This is a genomic window from Arhodomonas sp. AD133 (assembly GCF_051195215.1).
Taxonomy (GTDB): domain Bacteria; phylum Pseudomonadota; class Gammaproteobacteria; order Nitrococcales; family Nitrococcaceae; genus Arhodomonas.
Window position 1 is genome coordinate 14168 of the sequence record NZ_JBNAZM010000051.1, and the last position, 17762, is coordinate 31929.

At 65.3% G+C, this 17762-nt stretch carries 12 protein-coding genes; 3 read left to right on the top strand and 9 right to left on the bottom strand.

All coding sequences use genetic code 11. The annotated features are described in order from the left end of the window. Positions 1–34 precede the first annotated feature (34 nt). The gene (locus tag ACPEES_RS19535) at positions 35–562 is read right to left on the bottom strand and encodes a 2,4'-dihydroxyacetophenone dioxygenase family protein (RefSeq protein ID WP_435105379.1); all 528 of its coding nucleotides are present in this window, start codon (positions 560–562) and stop codon (positions 35–37) included. A 153-nt stretch (positions 563–715) separates the two neighbouring features. Between ACPEES_RS19535 and ACPEES_RS19540 the strand changes: the two genes are divergently transcribed. The 3 genes from ACPEES_RS19540 (at position 716) to ACPEES_RS19550 (ending at position 3153) form a co-directional block, all read left to right on the top strand. Further along, positions 716–1513: an IclR family transcriptional regulator gene (locus ACPEES_RS19540; RefSeq protein ID WP_435105381.1), complete on the top strand. Its 798-nt coding sequence runs from the start codon at positions 716–718 to the stop codon at positions 1511–1513. Between the two features lie 81 nt (positions 1514–1594). Beyond that, the gene (locus ACPEES_RS19545; protein ID WP_435105382.1) at positions 1595–2236 is read left to right on the top strand and encodes a 2-dehydro-3-deoxy-6-phosphogalactonate aldolase; all 642 of its coding nucleotides are present in this window, start codon (positions 1595–1597) and stop codon (positions 2234–2236) included. Then, positions 2233–3153, top strand: a complete 921-nt coding sequence (locus tag ACPEES_RS19550; protein ID WP_435105384.1) for a 2-dehydro-3-deoxygalactonokinase — start codon at positions 2233–2235, stop codon at positions 3151–3153. Before ACPEES_RS19545 ends, ACPEES_RS19550 begins: the two co-directional genes overlap by 4 nt. 231 nt (positions 3154–3384) lie before the next feature. On the opposite strand, the gene ACPEES_RS19555 is transcribed toward ACPEES_RS19550, so the two are convergent. From ACPEES_RS19555 to ACPEES_RS19590, 8 genes are all read right to left on the bottom strand, one after another. Beyond that, positions 3385–3918 (bottom strand): gluconokinase, encoded by a 534-nt coding sequence (locus tag ACPEES_RS19555; RefSeq protein ID WP_435105386.1) that lies wholly within the window; start codon positions 3916–3918, stop codon positions 3385–3387. A gap of 13 nt (positions 3919–3931) precedes the next feature. Then, a complete protein-coding gene (locus ACPEES_RS19560) occupies positions 3932–5251 on the bottom strand; it encodes a peptidoglycan -binding protein (RefSeq protein ID WP_435105388.1) in 1320 nt (439 codons plus the stop codon). 5 nt (positions 5252–5256) lie between these two features. Beyond that, positions 5257–6402 carry a flagellar motor protein MotA gene (locus tag ACPEES_RS19565; protein ID WP_435105390.1) on the bottom strand — a complete coding sequence of 382 codons (1146 nt, stop codon included), beginning with the start codon at positions 6400–6402 and terminating at the stop codon, positions 5257–5259. A gap of 83 nt (positions 6403–6485) precedes the next feature. Continuing rightward, positions 6486–7376: a transglutaminase-like domain-containing protein gene (locus tag ACPEES_RS19570; RefSeq protein WP_435105393.1), complete on the bottom strand. Its 891-nt coding sequence runs from the start codon at positions 7374–7376 to the stop codon at positions 6486–6488. 169 nt (positions 7377–7545) lie between these two features. Then, complete coding sequence (locus ACPEES_RS19575; RefSeq protein WP_435105395.1) at positions 7546–8361, bottom strand: hypothetical protein; 816 nt, start codon at positions 8359–8361, stop codon at positions 7546–7548. Beyond that, on the bottom strand, positions 8358–14840 hold the full coding sequence (locus tag ACPEES_RS19580) for a Calx-beta domain-containing protein (RefSeq protein ID WP_435105397.1): 6483 nt from the start codon (positions 14838–14840) through the stop codon (positions 8358–8360). Before ACPEES_RS19580 ends, ACPEES_RS19575 begins: the two co-directional genes overlap by 4 nt. 306 nt (positions 14841–15146) lie before the next feature. Beyond that, positions 15147–15572 carry a hypothetical protein gene (locus ACPEES_RS19585; RefSeq protein WP_435105399.1) on the bottom strand — a complete coding sequence of 142 codons (426 nt, stop codon included), beginning with the start codon at positions 15570–15572 and terminating at the stop codon, positions 15147–15149. 384 nt (positions 15573–15956) lie between these two features. Beyond that, positions 15957–17762 (bottom strand): RHS repeat-associated core domain-containing protein (locus tag ACPEES_RS19590; protein ID WP_435105401.1); only part of this gene is annotated, 1806 nt, incomplete at its 5' end.

Below are 17762 nucleotides of genomic sequence, written 5' to 3' on the forward strand. Positions count from 1 at the left end.
GCCGCGGAAGTCGTGGGCTGGCCAACCGTCCGCCTCAGCGGATGAACTGGTCGACATAATCAGCCCCCAGTCCGCACGCGGCGTAGTGGCGGCGGCACATATCGACCTTGGTGAAGACGTCCTCGTAGCCGAGGTACTCGCCCCAGGGGTCGACGTAGTACATGACGCCGTTGACCTGGAAGAGCGTGATCATCTCCTCGACGTCCTCATCGACCACGAGGGTATGGGTCTCACCCGGCGGCTCGTAGACGTAGCCGCCCTGGACGGCCTCCCAGTCATGCTCCAGGTAGCGCCACCGGCCCTTGATCACGAAGCCGTGCACCGGGTTGGGATGGCGATGTCGCCCGAGCACGCCGGCGCGGCGCACGCGCAGCAGATTCACCCAGTAGCCGCTCGAGACATTCAGGCACAGCGGCCGGAACCACACGTTGTCGGCCTGCGGCACCCACACGCGCTCGTCGTCGGGCAGCGCGGCCGGCACCACGATGTCGCTCCCCGCCTCGGCGGGGTTCGGGTACTGATAGGGGGTTCGCGCACCAGCCGGCGCGGCATCTGACGTCACGGCACTCCTCCATGGGTCGCTGCGACCCGAATGTTCACATTGTGGACATAACGTCCGTTTTTTGAGACTATAGGTTACGGTAGGATGTGCCGTCAAACCGGCGAACATCGCTTCGCCGCGAAACGACACGGACCGGCACGGGGACGACGCCAGATGACTGCGCCCGAGACATCGGACACCGCGCCCGCGGCGCGGGGAGCGGCCACCTTCATCAAGGGGCTGCGCCTGCTTCAGACGCTCGCGGAGCTGCACCAGCCCGCGCGCCTGAAGGACATCCAGCAGGCGAGCGGCCTGCCGCGGGCGACGCTGTACCGCCTCCTGGGCGCGCTGGAGAGCGAGCGCTTCGTCATTCGTGATCCGCAGCACGGCGGCTACCTGCTCGGCCCCGAGCTCACCCGTCTCGGCTACAAGAGCTGGGCCCAGCACGACCTCCGTCACAGCGCCCACGACGCGCTCGTGGCCATTCGCGAGGCCACCGGCGAGACCGTTCATCTCGCCGTGCCCCGCGGTGGCGTGATGATCTACATCGACAAGGTGGAATCCCGGGAGTCGGTGCGCATGGCCTCCACCGTGGGGATGCAGGTGAACATGCACTCCTCCGCGGTCGGCAAGGCGTTTCTCGCCGCCCTCGACGACGACGCCCTGGCGCGCTACACCGAGGAGCTCTCGCTGGAACCGGTAACCGCCGACACCGTCACCACCATCGCGGCGCTGCACGAGGCACTCGCCGCGGTGCGCGAGCGCGGCTACGCCATCGACGCCGAGGAGAACGAGCTCGGCATCGTGTGCTTCGGGCGCGCCATCTGCGGCCCGGACGGCCGGCCGATGGCGTCGGTCAGCGTCAGCGTGCCCAAGTACCGGCTCGCCGAGGACACGCTCACCCGCTACGCGGAGCCCATTCGCGCCGCCTGCGAGGCGGCCGGCCTGCCCACCTCGCCGTGGCCGCAGTGAGGATGGGGCACGTAACCAACGGCATCATGCAACGGTTGTGAGGCGGGCTGGCAACGCCCGACCCCGCCTGGAGGCATTACCATGGACCCACGCTTTCGAAGCGCGCTCGCCGAGCGGCCCCTGGTCGCCATCCTGCGCGGTATCACCCCGGCCGAGTGCGAGGCTGTCGCCGACGCCCTCATCGACGCGGGCTTCGGCATGCTCGAAGTCACCCTGAACTCCCCCGAGCCCTGGGAGAGCCTGCGCCGGCTGCGCGTCCACTGCCCGGCGGAGATCCTGGTGGGCGCGGGCACGGTGCTCGATGCCGACTCCGTGGGCCGCCTCGCGTCGCTGGACGTGCCGCTGGTGATCACCCCGAACACCGACCCGGCGGTGGTCGACGCCTGCACCCGCGAGAACATGACCAGCATCATCGGCTGCATGACCCCCACCGAAGCCCTGCTCGCCGCCCGTCACGGCGCCTCGGCGCTCAAGTTCTTCCCCGCCGCACGCCTGGGGCCGGACTATCTCAAGGACGTACGCGCGGTACTGCCGCCGGAGCTGCCGGTGTTCGTGGTCGGCGGCGTCGGCGCCGAGAACCTGGCCGCCTTCCACGCCGCCGGCGCAGCCGGCTACGGCTTCGGCGGCAACGTCTACCGCGCCGGGCGACCGGCCGCCGAGGTGGGCGCCGCCGCCCGCGACATCGTCGCCGAGTACCAGCGCATCGGGGGCAACGACACATGAGCGAACGGATCATCGTCATCGACTGGGGCACCACCGCGTTTCGCGCCTACCTGGTGGATGCGGACAACGGAGCGTGCCTCGACCGCATCACCCAGGGCCACGGCATGCGCGAGCTCGCGGGGCGGCCCTTCGCCGATTACTGCCGCGAGCGCCTGGGCGACTGGCGGGAGAACGGCGCTGTACCGGTTTACCTCGCCGGCATGGTAGGCGCCCGCCAGGGTTGGCACGAGGCGCCACAGCCGCCGCTTCCGCGCGCGGCCGCGGACCTTGCCGAGGACCTGGTCCCCGCCCCCGGCCTCGACAACACCTGGCTCGTCCCCGGGGTACGCCTACACGGAGAGGCCGGTCACGTGGACGTGATGCGCGGCGAGGAAGTGCAGATCTTCGGCGCGCTGGCACTGGCGAAGCGCAGCGAGGCGACGCTCTGCCTGCCGGGCACCCATAGCAAGTGGGCGCGCGTCCGTGACAACGTGTTGCACCACTTCGCCACGGTGATGACCGGCGAGCTCTTCGAGGCGGTGACCCGGCACACGCTCATCGGCGTACCCGCCGAGGACGCAGCCGCTCCCGACGACGGGGCCTTCCGCCAGGGTCTGAACCAGGCCGAGCGGCCCGGCGGCCTCGGCCATCAGCTCTTCACAGCCCGCAGCCGCTGGCTCTATGGCGACCTCGCCGCTACCGGCATCCGCGACTACGTCTCGGGACTGCTCATCGGCCACGAGATGGCGAGCATGCGCGAGCTCTATCGCGACACCGTCGAGATCGTGGTCGTGGCGAGCGATAGCCTGCGCTCGCGATACGACTCGGCCCTCCGCCACTTCGGCCTGAAAGCCCACCACGTCGCAACCGCCGATGCCAGCCTCGCCGGTGTGCTCGCCATTGCCCGGCGACACCGACGGGCCGGGAAAGCCATGTAAACCCCGTCCTGTCGGGGGATCCGGAAGCGGTGCGGTGTTTTGGCCGACGGCGTCGAAACACCGGTACCGCGGGCGCCTGACCGCAAACACGGGTTACGAGTTGCCGGCTGCAGGTTTCCCGAGGCGCCGTAACTCGCCTTCGCCGCGACGGCCACACGGAGCGCTGCCTCGGTACGCGTGGCCAACGTCAGGCACCGCCTTCGGCGGTCCCTGACCTACGGGGCTCCGGCCTCAGGCACTCGAGTGTCGGGCATCCAGCGCATGCAACGCAGTCTCCACCACCCGCTCCGCCGGTGCGTCGATGTCCACGCGGATCGCCTCGTCGGCGGTCGGTGGCTCCAGGGTATCGAACTGGCTGCGCAGCAGGCTCTCGGGGAAGAAGTGATCCTCGCGGCCGCAGAGGCGTTCACGGATGGTCTCGAAACTGCCGTCCAGGAACACGAACATCACCCGCGGATCGCCGCCGGCGAGGCGTTCGCGGTAGGCGCGGCGCAGCGCCGAGCAGGCGATGACGGTCTGCTCGCCTTCGTCGAGAACCTCCCGTGCCAGCGCGTTGAGGCGATCCAGCCAGTGCATCCGGTCATCATCGGTGAGCGGGGTGCCTGCCCGCATTTTCTGCACGTTGTCGTCGGGGTGATAGTCGTCGCCGTCGTGGAACGAGGCACCCAGGCGCTCGGCGATGGCCCGGCCGATGTGGCTCTTGCCGGAGCCGGAAACGCCCATCACCACGATCACGCGGCCGTGATTGTGCGGGGAATCGGTCATGTACTCGCTTTGTTCAACGTCGGGTCAGTTTCAGCTCGATGCGGCGATTCCGGGCCATGGCCTCTTCCGTAGACCCCTCCGCGAGGGGCTGGTATTCGCCATAGCCGGCCGCAGCGAGATTCTGGGGCGGTATGCCCTGATCGACGAGATAATGCACGATATTGGTGGCACGTGCCGTCGACAGTTCCCAGTTTGACGGAAAACGCGCCGTACGGATGGGCCGTCGATCGGTGTGCCCCTCCACCTGCAGGACCCAGGGAATGTCCTCGGGGATGCGTTCGGCCACGCGGTCGAGCACATCGGCGAGCTGAGCGAGCTTGTCACGCCCGTTCGTGCCGATTTCCGCCGAGCCGCTGTCGAAGAACAGCTCCGACTGGAACATGAATCGGTCGCCGACGATGCGGATCTGCTCGACGTCGCCGAGCACCTCACGCAGGCGCCCGAAGAACTCGGAACGATAACGCGAGAGCTCCTCGACCCGCTGGGCGAGGGCGACGTTGAGCCGCTCGCCCAGGTTCTCGATCTTCGTACGCTGCTCGGCAACAGTCTCCTGCGAAAGCGACAACGCCTGCGCCACCCGCGAAATCTGGTCGCGCAGCGCCTGGATCTGGCGGCGCAGGCCCTCGATGCGGGCCTCGGCATCGGCGGTCAGCGTCTTCTGTTCCGAAAGCGCCTCGTCGCGTTCCTCGATCTCCGCGACCAGATCACGGATACGCGTCTCCTTCGCCTCGATGTCTTCCTGGGCGAGATTGGTGCGTTCTTCGGCATCGGCCAGCTCGGCCTTGAGCGCCTGGCTGCGGTCGCGTGCCTGGGCCAGATTCTGCTCGGACTCACCGAGTGCGCCCGCGAGCTCGCCCACCTTCTTCTCCAGCTGCTCGCGTACCGTCCGCAACGCCGCGATGTCAGCCTGCAGGGAGGCCAACTCCTTGAGCCGCACTTCCAGCTTCTCGCGGCTAACTTCGGCCGTCTCCTCGGCTTGCGTCAGCTCACTTCGCAAGCGCTCGGCCTCGGCCCGGGCGTCCTTGAGCGAGTCGGCCAGGGAGTCGCGCTCCGACAGCGTGGCGTGCAGCTCGGAATAGAGCTCGGACATGCGCTCCTGGAGGTGCTCGCGCTCGCGACGCTCCAGCGACAGCGTCTCGGCGAGATCGTCCACCTGCGCCTGCAGCCGCGACAGGGCCTGGCTCTTACCCGAGAGCGCATCGGCCAGGTAGAACTGGGTGATCACGAAGATCATCAACACGAACACGAAGGCGAGCAGGATCGTCGCCAGCGCATCGACGAAGCCCGGCCAGATGTTGACGGCGTTACGGCCGCGGCGGGTGCCTCCGAACATGGGGCTCAGCCCTGCTGACTGCTGCGCAGATGGGACAGCGTGCGGGTGAGCAGGCGCAGCTCCTCGCGCAGATCGTTGACCACGTGCTCACGCTCGCCGGAGAGCCCCTGGCGCAGGTGATCCAGGCTACCGGCAATGTGCCGCAGGCTGTCGCGCACCTCACGCTCGTGACTCTCGTTGCCCCCGGTGACGTCGGCGAGGTTCTGAAGCACGCCCTGGAGCTCCGACTGCACCTTGGTGAGGTTCATGAGCCCGCGCTGCTCGCTGCGGGACTGCTCGGCGAGATTGGCGATCTCCTCGGTGAGCTCGGTGAGGCGCTGATCCGCTGCCCGGCGCTCTTCTTCGCCGCGGGCGATGATGCGCTGGAGCTTGTCCAGGCTGTCGGCGGTCTGCTCCAGCAACGCCTGGATGTACGCGGGCACGCTGCCCTCGCCCTCGCCGATCGCCGCGCCGGAGCCGAGCTTGGTCTGCCCCGAGAGCCACTCCTCCAGGTCATTGTAGAAGCGGTTCTGGGCGTAGCCCGCCTGCAGGTCGACGAAGCCGAGCACCAGCGCACCGGCGAGACCGAACAGCGACGAGCTGAAGGCCGTCCCCATGCCCGCGAGCGGCTGCTGCAGACCCGCCTTGAGCTCGCCGAAGACCGCTGCGGCCTCGCGCCCCTCGAAACTCAGCCCGGAGATCACGCCGCCGACCGCGCGCAAGGTATCCAGCAACCCCCAGAACGTACCGAGCAAGCCGAGGAAGACCAGCAGGCCGATCATGTAGCGCGAGAGATCGCGCTGCTCGTCGAGGCGCGATCGAATGGCGTCCAGCAACGCCCGCATCGACATGGTCGAGAGGCTGAAGCGGTCGCCGTGGCGACCGGTGAGCATACGCGCCATGGAGCCGAGCAACCCGGTCTGTGGCGGATCGGGCGCCTCGTCCTCCCCGGCCCGGCGGAATGCCTCGATCCACGAGACCTCGGGGCCTAGAACCAGGACCTGGCGATAGTTGATGAGAATCCCCACTGCCAGCACGGCGAGGATCAGGCTGTTGAACACCGCGTTCGCCATGAACGCGCTGCGCAGCGGCTCGGCGAGCAATGCGCACGCCACGGCCACCGCGAGCAGAAACAGGCTCATCCAGATCAACACGCGGTTGGGATTTCGCACCGCCCTCTCCCCTAAGGCTCTGTTCGCAAAGCCCCTACCTTAGCGCGAAACGGCGCGTTGTTGTGAGCGCTGCGGCGCATCGGTCACCGCATGGACACTTCCAACGCCGGAGAGTGGCGGAAAAGTCCCTGCGAAGGATCGGAGGCGGAACCGTCGAGATGACGAAAAACCACATAGCGCCTCGGGTCCGGCTGCCAGGCTTCGTTCTGCACGTCGAGAATGTGCCAGGCCCCGGTGAACCATGCTTCGCTCCAATTGTGGTAAGCCGCCGGATCCAGCACCGCATCGCCATCGACGATGAACCCGGCCATGCCACGTGCCGGGATGCCGGCTGACCGGGCAAGTGTCGTCGTGAGGCTCATATACTCCGTGCAGTCGCCCCTTCCGTGCTCGAGCGCATAACGCGCACCCAGGTCCGGGGCTATGTAGCCCTCTGCCTGCATATGTCCCGCCACCCAATTGAACACCGCCCGCCCATTCTGTTCAGCATCAGCCGATGCCAACGCAGACTCTTCAACGACGCGACGGAACGCCGGCTGATCGGAAGGAAACCGGACGCTGGGCTCGCGGTCGACTCGCTTCGGCTGGGAATGGGGGGCACCGTTCAAGCGCACGCTATAGCGCACGCGGAGCGTCCTCGATGCGTAAGGCGCGAGCTCCAAGGGGAAACGCACCCAGGCATTGCCGCTGGCATCGGTAGTCACCGTGTGCTGAGCACCGGATTTTACGTCCGCCAGTCGTTGCCGACCTTCCAAATCCGCCGGCGCACGCACTGTCACCCATTGGTCCGGCAGAAATCGGGCAGTGGCGTTGGTCACAGTGAGCTGCACGACCAACTCGCGCGTCACCGTAGGACGCTGCGACGCAAGCCGTTTTCCGCCTGTGCCGCTCCAGCCCCATATGGCGAGCGCCATCACCAAAACGTAGACAACAAGGGAATGTCGCATCGCAACCTGTCGCGAGGAATCAGCCATAAAGTGCGCCTAAGCAGTGCCGCCGGTACCGGTCCGAAACAACAATGACCCGCAGATACGAACCCAGGAATTCAGCACAGTGCGTCCGCGGCGTACGCGTTCGGCGATGACGAACGCTGCACCGACGGGGCATATCGTGGCCAAGTACCACATGCAGTGTTCGCCTGCGCTAACCGCACTTCGGCGGCTTCGCCATCCGTCGCCGTTTGGCTTGCAGCGCCTGCAGGCGCTCCCGGGCTTTCAGATACCCGGAATAGCCACCACGAACCCAATAGACAGGCACCCGAAGCTCACCCAGAGCACGACCCGGCAACGCGTTTCGCTGCAACTCGTCCTTACCGATAAGCACGATACGTCGCAGATCGGCGTCGCCCGCACTGAGCTGGCGAATCACCGAAGGCAAACGCTCACCATAACGCGCCAGCGGGACGCGCTTTGCGCCACTGACGAGCCCGCGGGGATCCAAGTCATCGGCGAGAAGAACCCGCAGTGTATCGTCGACCGGCCACGTGACAGCAGTTTCCGCGTCGATTGCGACCGCCCCCGCCGTGGCTGGCGGCGGCGCGAGGTGCAGATCCGTAAGACCCGCACTGTGGAAACGCTCACACAGGCGCACGGCCCGCCGCCATGCCGCAGGCTTGGCACCGATAAGAAGCAGTGGACGGTCACGCAACCATCGGCTTGTCCTCAACGCAAGGGCGCTGGGCCTGGTGGTTAGCCCGTCGCGGTGGACGCGCAGCCCGTCTCCATCCACCTCGACCACAATGGTCTTGTCGCCACGACGTAGTTCCCGGACCTCGCGGGCACCGAGCGGCAAACAGGCGCTCGCCGAATCCCGGGATGACCAGTCGAGCCCGTCCGTCACGCGAGCGTTTTCAGAAGGAATTGGCTCGCACCATGCCCGATCGGACGCGTGCGCGCCCGACTGGTTGCCCAGGGCAACCGCGGCTAACGCGGCGGCAACCCCAAGAGAAAGGCTTTTCATGCCGCTTCCCTTGCCCTCGCCGGACCTCGCGCCGGTATGCGCTGGCGCCGACGCCGCACGAGGCCACCGGTGATGAGCACCAGCAGCGCCAGCGGACCGAATGCGCCCCCGCCGCCGGAGTCATCCCCGGAATCGCCCGAGTCGCCCGAGTCGCCCGAGTCGCCCGAGTCGCCCGAGTCGCCCGAGTCGCCCGAGTCGCCCGAGTCGCCCGAATCGCCCGAGTCGTCCGAGTCGTCCGAGTCGTCCGAGTCGTCCGAGTCGTCCGAGTCGTCCGAGTCGTCATCGCCCGGCAACTGCGCGACACCCCCGGGATCCGTAATACGGCCATCCGCACGTTGGTCGCGATCGTTGGGGCCACCATCCTCGATCGTGAGCTGAACGCACCAGTCGCCGGCATTCAGCCCCGGCCGGTAAGCTTCACTCCCGGGCGCCGGACAACGCCCCTCGGCACCAGGCGCTGAGGCAAGGTGGTTAGCGTCGTCTTCCTCGAAGCTGACCCAACGCCCGCGATGGTCGAGCTTGCGATACACGGCACGTTCCGGCACCGGCGTGCGTAGTGGCAACACCACGGGAACCGCCGCACCAGCCTCGGGTAGACCTGACACTTCGAAGTCGAAGTATCCGCCAACGTTAGTCAGCTCATCCGGTCGATAGCCAGGCACCTCCTCGGCCAGCACGGCAGACGACACGCCCACATGCGGTACCCCCGCACCATGAGCGACGCGTCCCAGCGACAGCCCGAGACCCGGCACGGTCTGCACGAGGAAGCGATCCCGGGCGTCGGCCACCGCGCGCATGATGTCCCGAGCGGGAAGCGGGTCCTGATAATTGGGCGCGCCATCGGCGTTGTCATCGCCCCACCCCTCATCGGTATTCGGAGCGCCGTCACCGTCGTCGTCACCGGCCCCGAGCTCGGGTGCAGTGTCGACGAGCCGCAACCGCACAGTCGCACGGCGCGAAACATTGGCCGATGCGGAAGGTTTCGCGACGACCTCGACAGAATACAGCCCGGGCTCGTGGTCAGCGGGATCGAACGTGAAAACGGCCGGGGCATCGTGCTCGTCCACGAGGGCGGGGTCGCTATCGGCCCAGTCGAGCGTCAACGATCGTACATCGTCGCCGCCGGAGGCGACCGCTCGCACCTCCACCTGCCCCGCGTCCCGGGAGATCGTGGTACGAGGCTCATCCGCCTGATAGGCCACAAGGGAGATCATCGGCGGCACGGGCCTCTCCAGGACCATCAGGGTATGCTCGGACAGCGGCCCGAGCTCGGCGCCATCGGGGGCCTCGAGCGCTACCGTCATGGGTCGTGCGACGCTGCCCGTGACACCGTCCGAAGGCACCGGCACCGTGAATTCGGCGACGCGCCCTTCATCGATGATGACCTCGCCGCGCTCGTCTTCCACGGAAGAGTCCATCGCCTCGATCTGGTACGGCACGGTCACCGGATACTCCGGCGCATCACCGTTGAGGTGAACCGCCAGGTTCGCTTCGCTGCCTTCCTGAACCAGTACCTGCCCCGTGACAGCGGCCAGCGGCAGGATGTCCACGATCTGCTCGGCGATCGCGGTGTTGCCGGCGGCATCCACGGCAATCCAGCGGATCACGTGCCGGCCAGGGCGGAACCACTTCGTCGCCGGCTCCCGACGCACGGTAACCGCCCCGTCCAGGGCATCGCGGGCTTCCGCCGTGCCGAGATCGACCCGTGTGTAGAAGCCGTCCGCACCCTGCGTAACGTCCTCCGGCGCCGTCACCTCGGGCGGATTACTGTCTGCGTCCAACGGCGTGCCCGCGGCGTATTCCTCGCTGTTGGATATCCCGTCACCGTCCAGGTCGTCGGCGCCGTCACTGGGGTCATTCGGATCGAGGCCGTAGTCGCGCTCGACGGCATCCGGGATGCCGTCACCGTCGGTGTCCCGTGGCAGACGCCGCCGGATGACGAAGGGGTCCGCTTCGCGGTCGCTGACAGACTGGGCGAACCGTTGTCCGCCAATAGTCACAAGGTCCACATCTTCACGCACATGGTTCAGCTCGTCGTCGGCAGACTGTTCTTCCTGCAACCACAGACGCGCATCGCCCACCGGGGTGCGCTCATCGCCGAGTTGCGAACGGCCCAGCTCGTAAGCTTTGCGCTCGCCCGCCACGGACAGCTCGCCGTTGTCTTCGGGGCCGGAGACAGCGAGAAAGCCGATGCGCTCGCCCGCCTGCAGCGGGGTCGTGCTGCCCTCGGAAGCAGCGAGCATCACGTAGAAGCCGTCACGACCCACCCCGCGCACGCGGGCAATAACCGGTACGGGGTTCCTGGACGTCTGCGGTGTCACGACGACCCGCGGCACCGAGTCATGAGGATGACGGAACGGCACGTGGGTCCATTCACCGTCGGCAGGCACCGACGCCAATCCGGCCTCCCACAGCATACCGCCGGGCTGGGAATGGCGACCTGCCTCGAGGGTCAGCGCCGCTACTGTCTCCTCCGGATGGGCGCCGTCGAGATAGGGCCATTCCTCGAAGCTCACGCGGTAACCGTCGCCGGTGACGTCGGCAAGCCGCACTACGCCGGGCGCTTCATCGTGGCTGGTCGCCGGGCCCAGAATCACCACCGGCTCGTGGTACGGGCTCGGGAAGAACACTTCGCGCCACTCGCTACCCGCCGAGACGTCGCCACGCAGATCCGGGGCCGGCGCCCGAGGCCGGTCCGACGGGTCCATGGGATCCGTTCCACTGTCGTATTCGTCGCGATTGGGCGTTCCATCACCGTCGGAATCGGCACGGGCATCCGTCGGATCATCCGGGTCGAGACCCACGCTGACTTCGTAGGCGTCCGGCAGCTCGTCCGCGTCGGCGTCGCGGGCGCGCTGCCGGCGAGGAACAACGACGTCGGAATCGGCGAAGCTCACATCCTGCACGAGGGAAGCCGCGCCGACGGCGATCACGTCCACCTGCTCTACGGCGTGCTCTGTCTCGTCATCCGCGGACTGCTCCTCCTGGAGCCGAAGGGTGCCATCACCGAACGTAACGGGCTCGTGGTCGATCGCTCGCTGGTCCAGCGCATACGCGAGCGTGGCACCACTGGTTTGCAACGTCCCGGCATTGGAAGGCGCGGAGACTGCCAGGTAACCGACTGTCGCCGCCGGTGCACCGGTGGCCGAGTCGTCCTCCGGGCCAAAGTGAGCCACCTCGAACCCGGTGGCGGTGACGTTTCGCACGCGTGCGACGCTCGGCGCCGATCCATCGGCACCCTGGAGCCGGGCAACCACTCGCGGCGGGTGATCGTGGGGCCGGTTGAAGGTGATCTGCTGCCACTGCCCGGGCTCGGGCAGTGTCGCGGTTCCGGCTTCCCACAGACTCCCGTCGCTGAGAGCGTAGACACCCGCGTCGACCAGAAGATACTGGACGATCTCCAGTGCGTGCCGGCCATCGAGGTACGGCCACTCACCGTAACGCACCTGGAAGCGGCCACCGTTGCGGCGAACCCTGACTTTGCCGGCCGCCGGCTCATAATCCGTCGCCGGTCCGGTGAGCAGCACCGGTGCATCGTAGCCGTCAGTCGCCGGACCGTTCATCCAACCACCATCCACGGCGAGCCGGCCGATGCGTGCCGGCAACGTCGTCGCCGTGTTTTCGGCCACGGGATCGCGTCCCTGCCGAAACTCCTCGGCGTCGGTGAGCCCGTCACCGTCGTAGTCCTCCGTCCCGTCCCGGTCGAGATGGCCGAACCAGTGACGCTCCCAGTCGTCGGCCAAGCCATCTCCGTCGCTATCGGTCAACGTGCCGTCGACCAGCGTCACCATCACGCGCTTCGGATCGGACAGCTCCGCATCACCAGGCTCGGTGAGTGTCAGTGTCAGCGCTTCCGAGCCCTCGGCCACGTCATCGGCATGGACGGTCACGGTTACGGTCTTGACGGACTCGCCGGACGCAAACCGCAGCGTCTCATCGATAGGCTGATAGTCGTTGCCGGCCTGGGCAGTGCCATCGGCACTGGCTACCTTCACGGAAACCGCGTCACTGGTGCTTCCATTACGTACCACCGAGAGACTCACCTCACCGGCATCCTCGGATACCGCCTTGTGAGGTGCTGTAAAGCTCAGTGTCGCCGGACCATCCTGAGTCGAGCCGCGGCGAAGCACCGCCGGGTCGGCCTCACGGGCGGTCTGGGACTGGGCGAGCGTATGGCCGTCGAAGGCCATCACCGCCACGGTCTCGGCGAGGTGCCCCTGTTCATCGTCCGCCGACTGCTCCTCCTGCAGACGAAGGCGTGTGCCCTCGACCGTGACCGGCTGATCGGTCACCGCGGCCTCGGCGAGTCGGTAAGAAAGCGTCTCCCCGGCGATCGGCAGCTCGCCGCTATCCCCCTCACGGCGGATAGCGAGATAGCCGATGCGCACCGGCTCATCGACGATGCCGGCCACCGCCTCGCTGCGAAACGCCCCGGCGTCGAAGCCTTCCGCGGTCACCGAGCGCACCCGGCTGGCCAGCGGCGCATCCGACCCTGCGGACTGCACGGCCACGAATACGCGGGGCGCTGCCGGGAAGGGTCGCTCGAAGACCTGCCCCTGCCAGCGGCCCGGACCATCGATAGTGAACGTACCGGCCTCGACGACCGTCCCGTCAGCCAATGTATGGCGCCCCTGCTCCACCGCGAGCCAGGAGAAAGTCTCCGAGCCATGGGTGCCGTCTAGATGGGACCACTCAGCGAAGCGAGCGTCGAAGCCGTCCGTGCCGACCTCACGCACCACAGGCGCGCCGGCGGCGCTATCCACGTACGAGGCAGGACCGGCGATCACCACCGGCGCGGTGAATGGGTCGTCGAACGCCACCGTCTGCGTTTCATGGTCCACCACCGCCATGGCCGCCTCCGCGCGGAAGGGCCGCATCTCGTCTTCCACGGTGGGATCGGTCCCGTTCTCGAACTCCTCGAGATCCGTGAAACCGTCGCCGTCCCAGTCGCCGGTACCGTCACGGGAGAGGTCTCCGAAGTGCTCCCGCTCCCAGTCGTCGTCCATGCCGTCGCCGTCGGTATCCCAGGCCGGATTAACGGTGATACGGAAGGTCCGGCGCGTCTCCAGCTCGCCGTCACTGGCGCGCACCGTTGCGGTGTGGCTACCAGCGTCACCCACCTGCGGCGACCATTCGAGCCGTCCACGGCCATCGCCCTCATCGGCCAGAGAGAGGCCGGTCGGCGCCTGTTCCAGCGCGAGCTCGGGGACCGTGCCGTTGGGATCGGTGGCCTCCACCAACTGGCCGACCATGCCGCCCTCATGGGTCGTGAGGTCCGGAATGAACTGAATGACCGGCGGCTCCGGCTCCTCCGTCGGCGGTTGCATGATGATGCGGTAGCTCTCCGCCGGGTTGGCGTCGAACAGATTGATGTGGTGCTGCCAACTGTCGCCGGCCCCCTTGGTTCGGCTTAGCCACACGTTGGGCGGCTCGACCCGGCGACCGTCGGCCCCTACCGCATAGCTCGGCTCCATCGCTCCGTCTGTCGGGTCAGGTACCGAGGCGTAGCCGAACCCCTGGCTCGTGGGTATCGTCAACCTGAACGCCTTTCCGCCCCCGTTGGTGGAGACGTTCTCGAGGCCCGCCTCGTCGGAGAGATCCGCCACGGGATGCGTCCCGCCACCGGATTCGTAGACTCGCAGCGCATCGCCGTCGTCGGCCAGGAAGTCCCGTACGTTGTCGCGCCCGGGCAGGGAGACGCGCACGTCCTGAATGAGGTCATGAGTACGCGTGGCGTCGAGCAACGACGTCAGTTCGCCGCCGAGACTGTCAGCGTGCGTAAAGTCGGCGCCGAACTCCACGAAACGCCCGGAAAGGTTGGTCTGCATCTGCCAGCGGCCCACGCGGCTGCCACCGGCTTCGATGTCCCCGAAATCCATCATCAACGTCGGCGCGGCCGGCGCGCCGTGAACGCGACTGCTCAGGATTACGAAGTTGATGAGCAGGCCCTGCTTGTTCTCCACGATCCGCGGCTGGGCCGATTCAATGGCGAGGCTCCGCGCCGTACCCTGGCCGTTGTTGGTGACGCGTACGCCCAGGGTGAATGGCTCCGGCGGCTCCACCTCGTCGGTCAGGGGATCGTCAGCACGAACGTTCCGCGTCAGGAAATAGTCCAGCCCCAGCAGAGGCATGGGCTTGACGCGGATGTTGTCCGGCGCGACCTGAACCGTCTCCTCTTCCCCGCCGACGGTATAAGTAAGCGTCGCGCCGACGAAATAGATTTTCCCCTTGGGCGTATCCCCGGCGGCGCCGGGTGCCGGCACGATCAGCCAGTGGACATCCGCCGTTTCCCCGGCCGCAACCGTTCCACCGTCCACGGAATCGACTCGCTCCAGAGAGTCGACACGGATGAAGAAACTCGCATCCTCGTCGTCCGGATCGGAGGTCGCGCTGACACCGTTGCCGTCTTCGTCCTCGAACTCAACGTCGACGGTCACGTCCTCCAGCGGCACGTTCTCCAGGCCGTTGACGATGCGCATATGGGCGTCGAAGCCCTGGCGTTCGAGGGTGAGCTGTTGGTCTATTTCGATTTTGACTTGGGCGCAGATAGTGTCTTCTTGTGCAAGAACCTCAGAAAGGCAACCCAAGAGCGTACCGACGAGAGCCAAACAAAAAAACGACCTCATAGAACAGCATCCGTGCTCATACAGCGATTTACCAGGCGTACCAACCGACTTCTGCTTGCAAGACGGGAAGAAGTCTTGACCAAAATCATTAACGCAACCACCACAAAAAACAAGACACAACCCCGTTCTCGCCAAATCAAATAATCAGTAACGGCACCCCTAAGAACTTATATTTCTATTTCCTGCCACCCTACCTCCCAGCACCGAAAACAACGTGACAAAAACCGCAAACAATAAATATGATACCCAATGATAAAAGAGCAACACCCCCCAGTTTTTAGCAACAAGCCACCCAATAGAGAGGGATGCCGCAAGAGCGACACGCGGAGCAACGCCACTCCTAAATATAACTCCCAAAGGAAGTCCCACGATCAAAGCGGCCGTTATCGAAACCAAGAACTCGATCAAATAAAAAACGCCCGCAAAATAAAATTCTGACACAAGAACCAACAAACCTGTCCCAACTAATGCCGATGCATAAACGTAAACCCAATAAAAAACGACAGACAAAACTAAAACAAAAACCACAATTTTCAACCCGGAAAAAAAGCGAAACACTTTTTGCTCGTGCCGGTCGTTTACCATGGCATATATACCTGCATCGGGCTAGATGTCAGCGTTGGTTCGATCATCAACCAACGAATTCGACTCCGACAAAACAGGCTGCAGCGACCGATTGGCCACCATATAATGAGCCGAACGCATAGACGGTGCGGCTTTAAAAGGTCTCATCTAGGAGTGCTCGTCGACGCACCGCTCCATCGTGGGCCAATATTATAAAACTCGCAGATGTCCCATAGTATTCGCCACCGCTCAAAGGCCGATGTAGCACTGCTGGCGCCACGCAGCGTCTCCCCAGCGTCACCGTAGGGAAGTTCACCATATTCAATGTAGCACATAAACACAACACCTCCGGCAGGTTTACGTGACCCGCAGAACACTAGACCGCCGCACCACGACACTCGATCCTTATGGAATTAGCGTTGGATCAACCTTATCCAGCCATGGGGGCGGGGAAACAGTATCCGGTCCACCATTGCATGCACCGAGGCAAGCGAGCCTTCCCCATGACCCCCATCGTTGGCATTTCTTGCTGAATGGTTTACGGCACCATTTCCTTCCTTTTGAACCACAACAACCATAACAATTAGCCAAATCAGGGCACTGCACATAACACGGCTTCTTCATATTCGGCTTATTGGGATCACAGTTTTGACCACTGCATTCACTTGACGACAGCCCGAGGGGATCTTTATACCTTAAAGGATTGCCTTTCACATAAACGTAAGTATTCATCCCACCAACCAGATCAACCGGATCGCTCTTTGCGTAGCGCCCAACGCGCGGACGAAAATACCGGTATCGATTGTAATACATACTTACACTTTCGCCCTGATACTGACCTGGAAACCGAAATCTTCCCGCTATTTTCGAATAATTCTCTATCGCTTCACCGAACGTGCTATAACGTATAGTCCAACTCACGGCACCATTGGCTTTAGCTGTCTTATACACTGTGCCCAGATGGTCAGTGTGATAGTAATGGCGTTTTCCGTTGACTTCTGTCCAGACTGGATCTGTTCCCCAAGTACTGCCAGGCCTAAAGCCGTAGCGCTGAATTAGGTCACCATTCTTTTCGTACTCGGCAATCAGACCGTCGTCCGCATAGAGGAAGTAGGTGCGCTCGCCGTCGACCTCCTTCCACAGCCGTCGGCCGAAGGGGTCGTAAGCATAGCGGGCGGTGAGGCCATCGGGGCGCTCGAGGCGGGCGAGGCGGTTGTTGAGATTGTAAGCGTAGTGCGTCGTGTCGTTACCTTCGGTGCGAATGACAGTGCTGCCATTGGCGTCGTAGGTGAAGGTGACGTCGTCGTAGCCAAGCAGCTGGTTGGCGGCGTTGTAGCGCCACTCGCCCTCGGTGTCGGCGCTGGTGAGCCGGTTGCCCGCCGGGTCGTAGGTGTAGTGCTCGTCGGCGAGCGTGGGGTTCACCGCGTCGGTGAGGCGGTCGAGGCGGTCGTAGGTGTATTCGTAGCGTCCGTGCTCGGTGGCCTTGACGGTGATGTTGCCGGCGTCATTGTAGGTGTAGCGGTAGTCCATGATGGTGGCATCCGCCGGGTCTTCGCCGCGGATGCGCGTCGGGCGCAGGAAGCCGTCGTAGGTGAAGTGGCGCTCGCCGCCGCCGGGCAACAGCACACGGCCGGGCTTGTGCCACTGGAACTGGTCGCGCACCAGGTGCGCGCCGTCAGGGAAGTCGATGCCGGTCAACAGGCCCGCGTCGTTGTAGCTGAATCCGTAGCGATCGCCGCCCGGGTAGGTGAGCGCCCGTTTCTGGCCGTTGGCGGTGTAGTCGTAGCGAAAGGTCTTGGTGAACGGCCCAAAGTCGACGGTGGTGGCAGTGCGCCGGTCGAGGCGGTCGTAGCCGTACGTAGCGGACGTCTCACCATCGTCGTAGCCGGCGAGCTTACCGGTATTGGTGTAGTCGAAGGTGATCCGGCGCGAGGGTGTCCCCGTGGCGGCGTCCGGGTAGTAGGCGGTGGCGGTGCGCCGGCCGGCGGCATCGTAGGTGTGCACCGTGCGTTGGCCTTTGGCGTCGGTCTGAGCCTTGAGTTTACCCGTTGGTGTGTAGTCGTAACGCCAAGTCTCGCCGTCGGGCCAGATGGTCCGGGTTTTCTCGCCGCGGCGGTTGTAGGCGAACCGGCGAATGACGACGCCACGCTGGTTGGTCACCGCGCGCAGGTTGTCGGCGTCGTCGTAGGCGTAGCGCACGGTGTGGCCCGT

Coding starts and splice junctions, on each gene's coding strand:
- ACPEES_RS19540 (WP_435105381.1), top strand. CDS start 716: ATGACTGCGCCCGAGACATCGGACACCGCGCCCGCGGCGCGGGGAGCG.
- ACPEES_RS19545 (WP_435105382.1), top strand. CDS start 1,595: ATGGACCCACGCTTTCGAAGCGCGCTCGCCGAGCGGCCCCTGGTCGCC.
- ACPEES_RS19550 (WP_435105384.1), top strand. CDS start 2,233: ATGAGCGAACGGATCATCGTCATCGACTGGGGCACCACCGCGTTTCGC.
- ACPEES_RS19555 (WP_435105386.1), bottom strand. CDS start 3,918: ATGACCGATTCCCCGCACAATCACGGCCGCGTGATCGTGGTGATGGGC.
- ACPEES_RS19560 (WP_435105388.1), bottom strand. CDS start 5,251: ATGTTCGGAGGCACCCGCCGCGGCCGTAACGCCGTCAACATCTGGCCG.
- ACPEES_RS19570 (WP_435105393.1), bottom strand. CDS start 7,376: ATGGCTGATTCCTCGCGACAGGTTGCGATGCGACATTCCCTTGTTGTC.
- ACPEES_RS19575 (WP_435105395.1), bottom strand. CDS start 8,361: ATGAAAAGCCTTTCTCTTGGGGTTGCCGCCGCGTTAGCCGCGGTTGCC.
- ACPEES_RS19580 (WP_435105397.1), bottom strand. CDS start 14,840: ATGCGCATCGTCAACGGCCTGGAGAACGTGCCGCTGGAGGACGTGACC.
- ACPEES_RS19585 (WP_435105399.1), bottom strand. CDS start 15,572: ATGGTAAACGACCGGCACGAGCAAAAAGTGTTTCGCTTTTTTTCCGGG.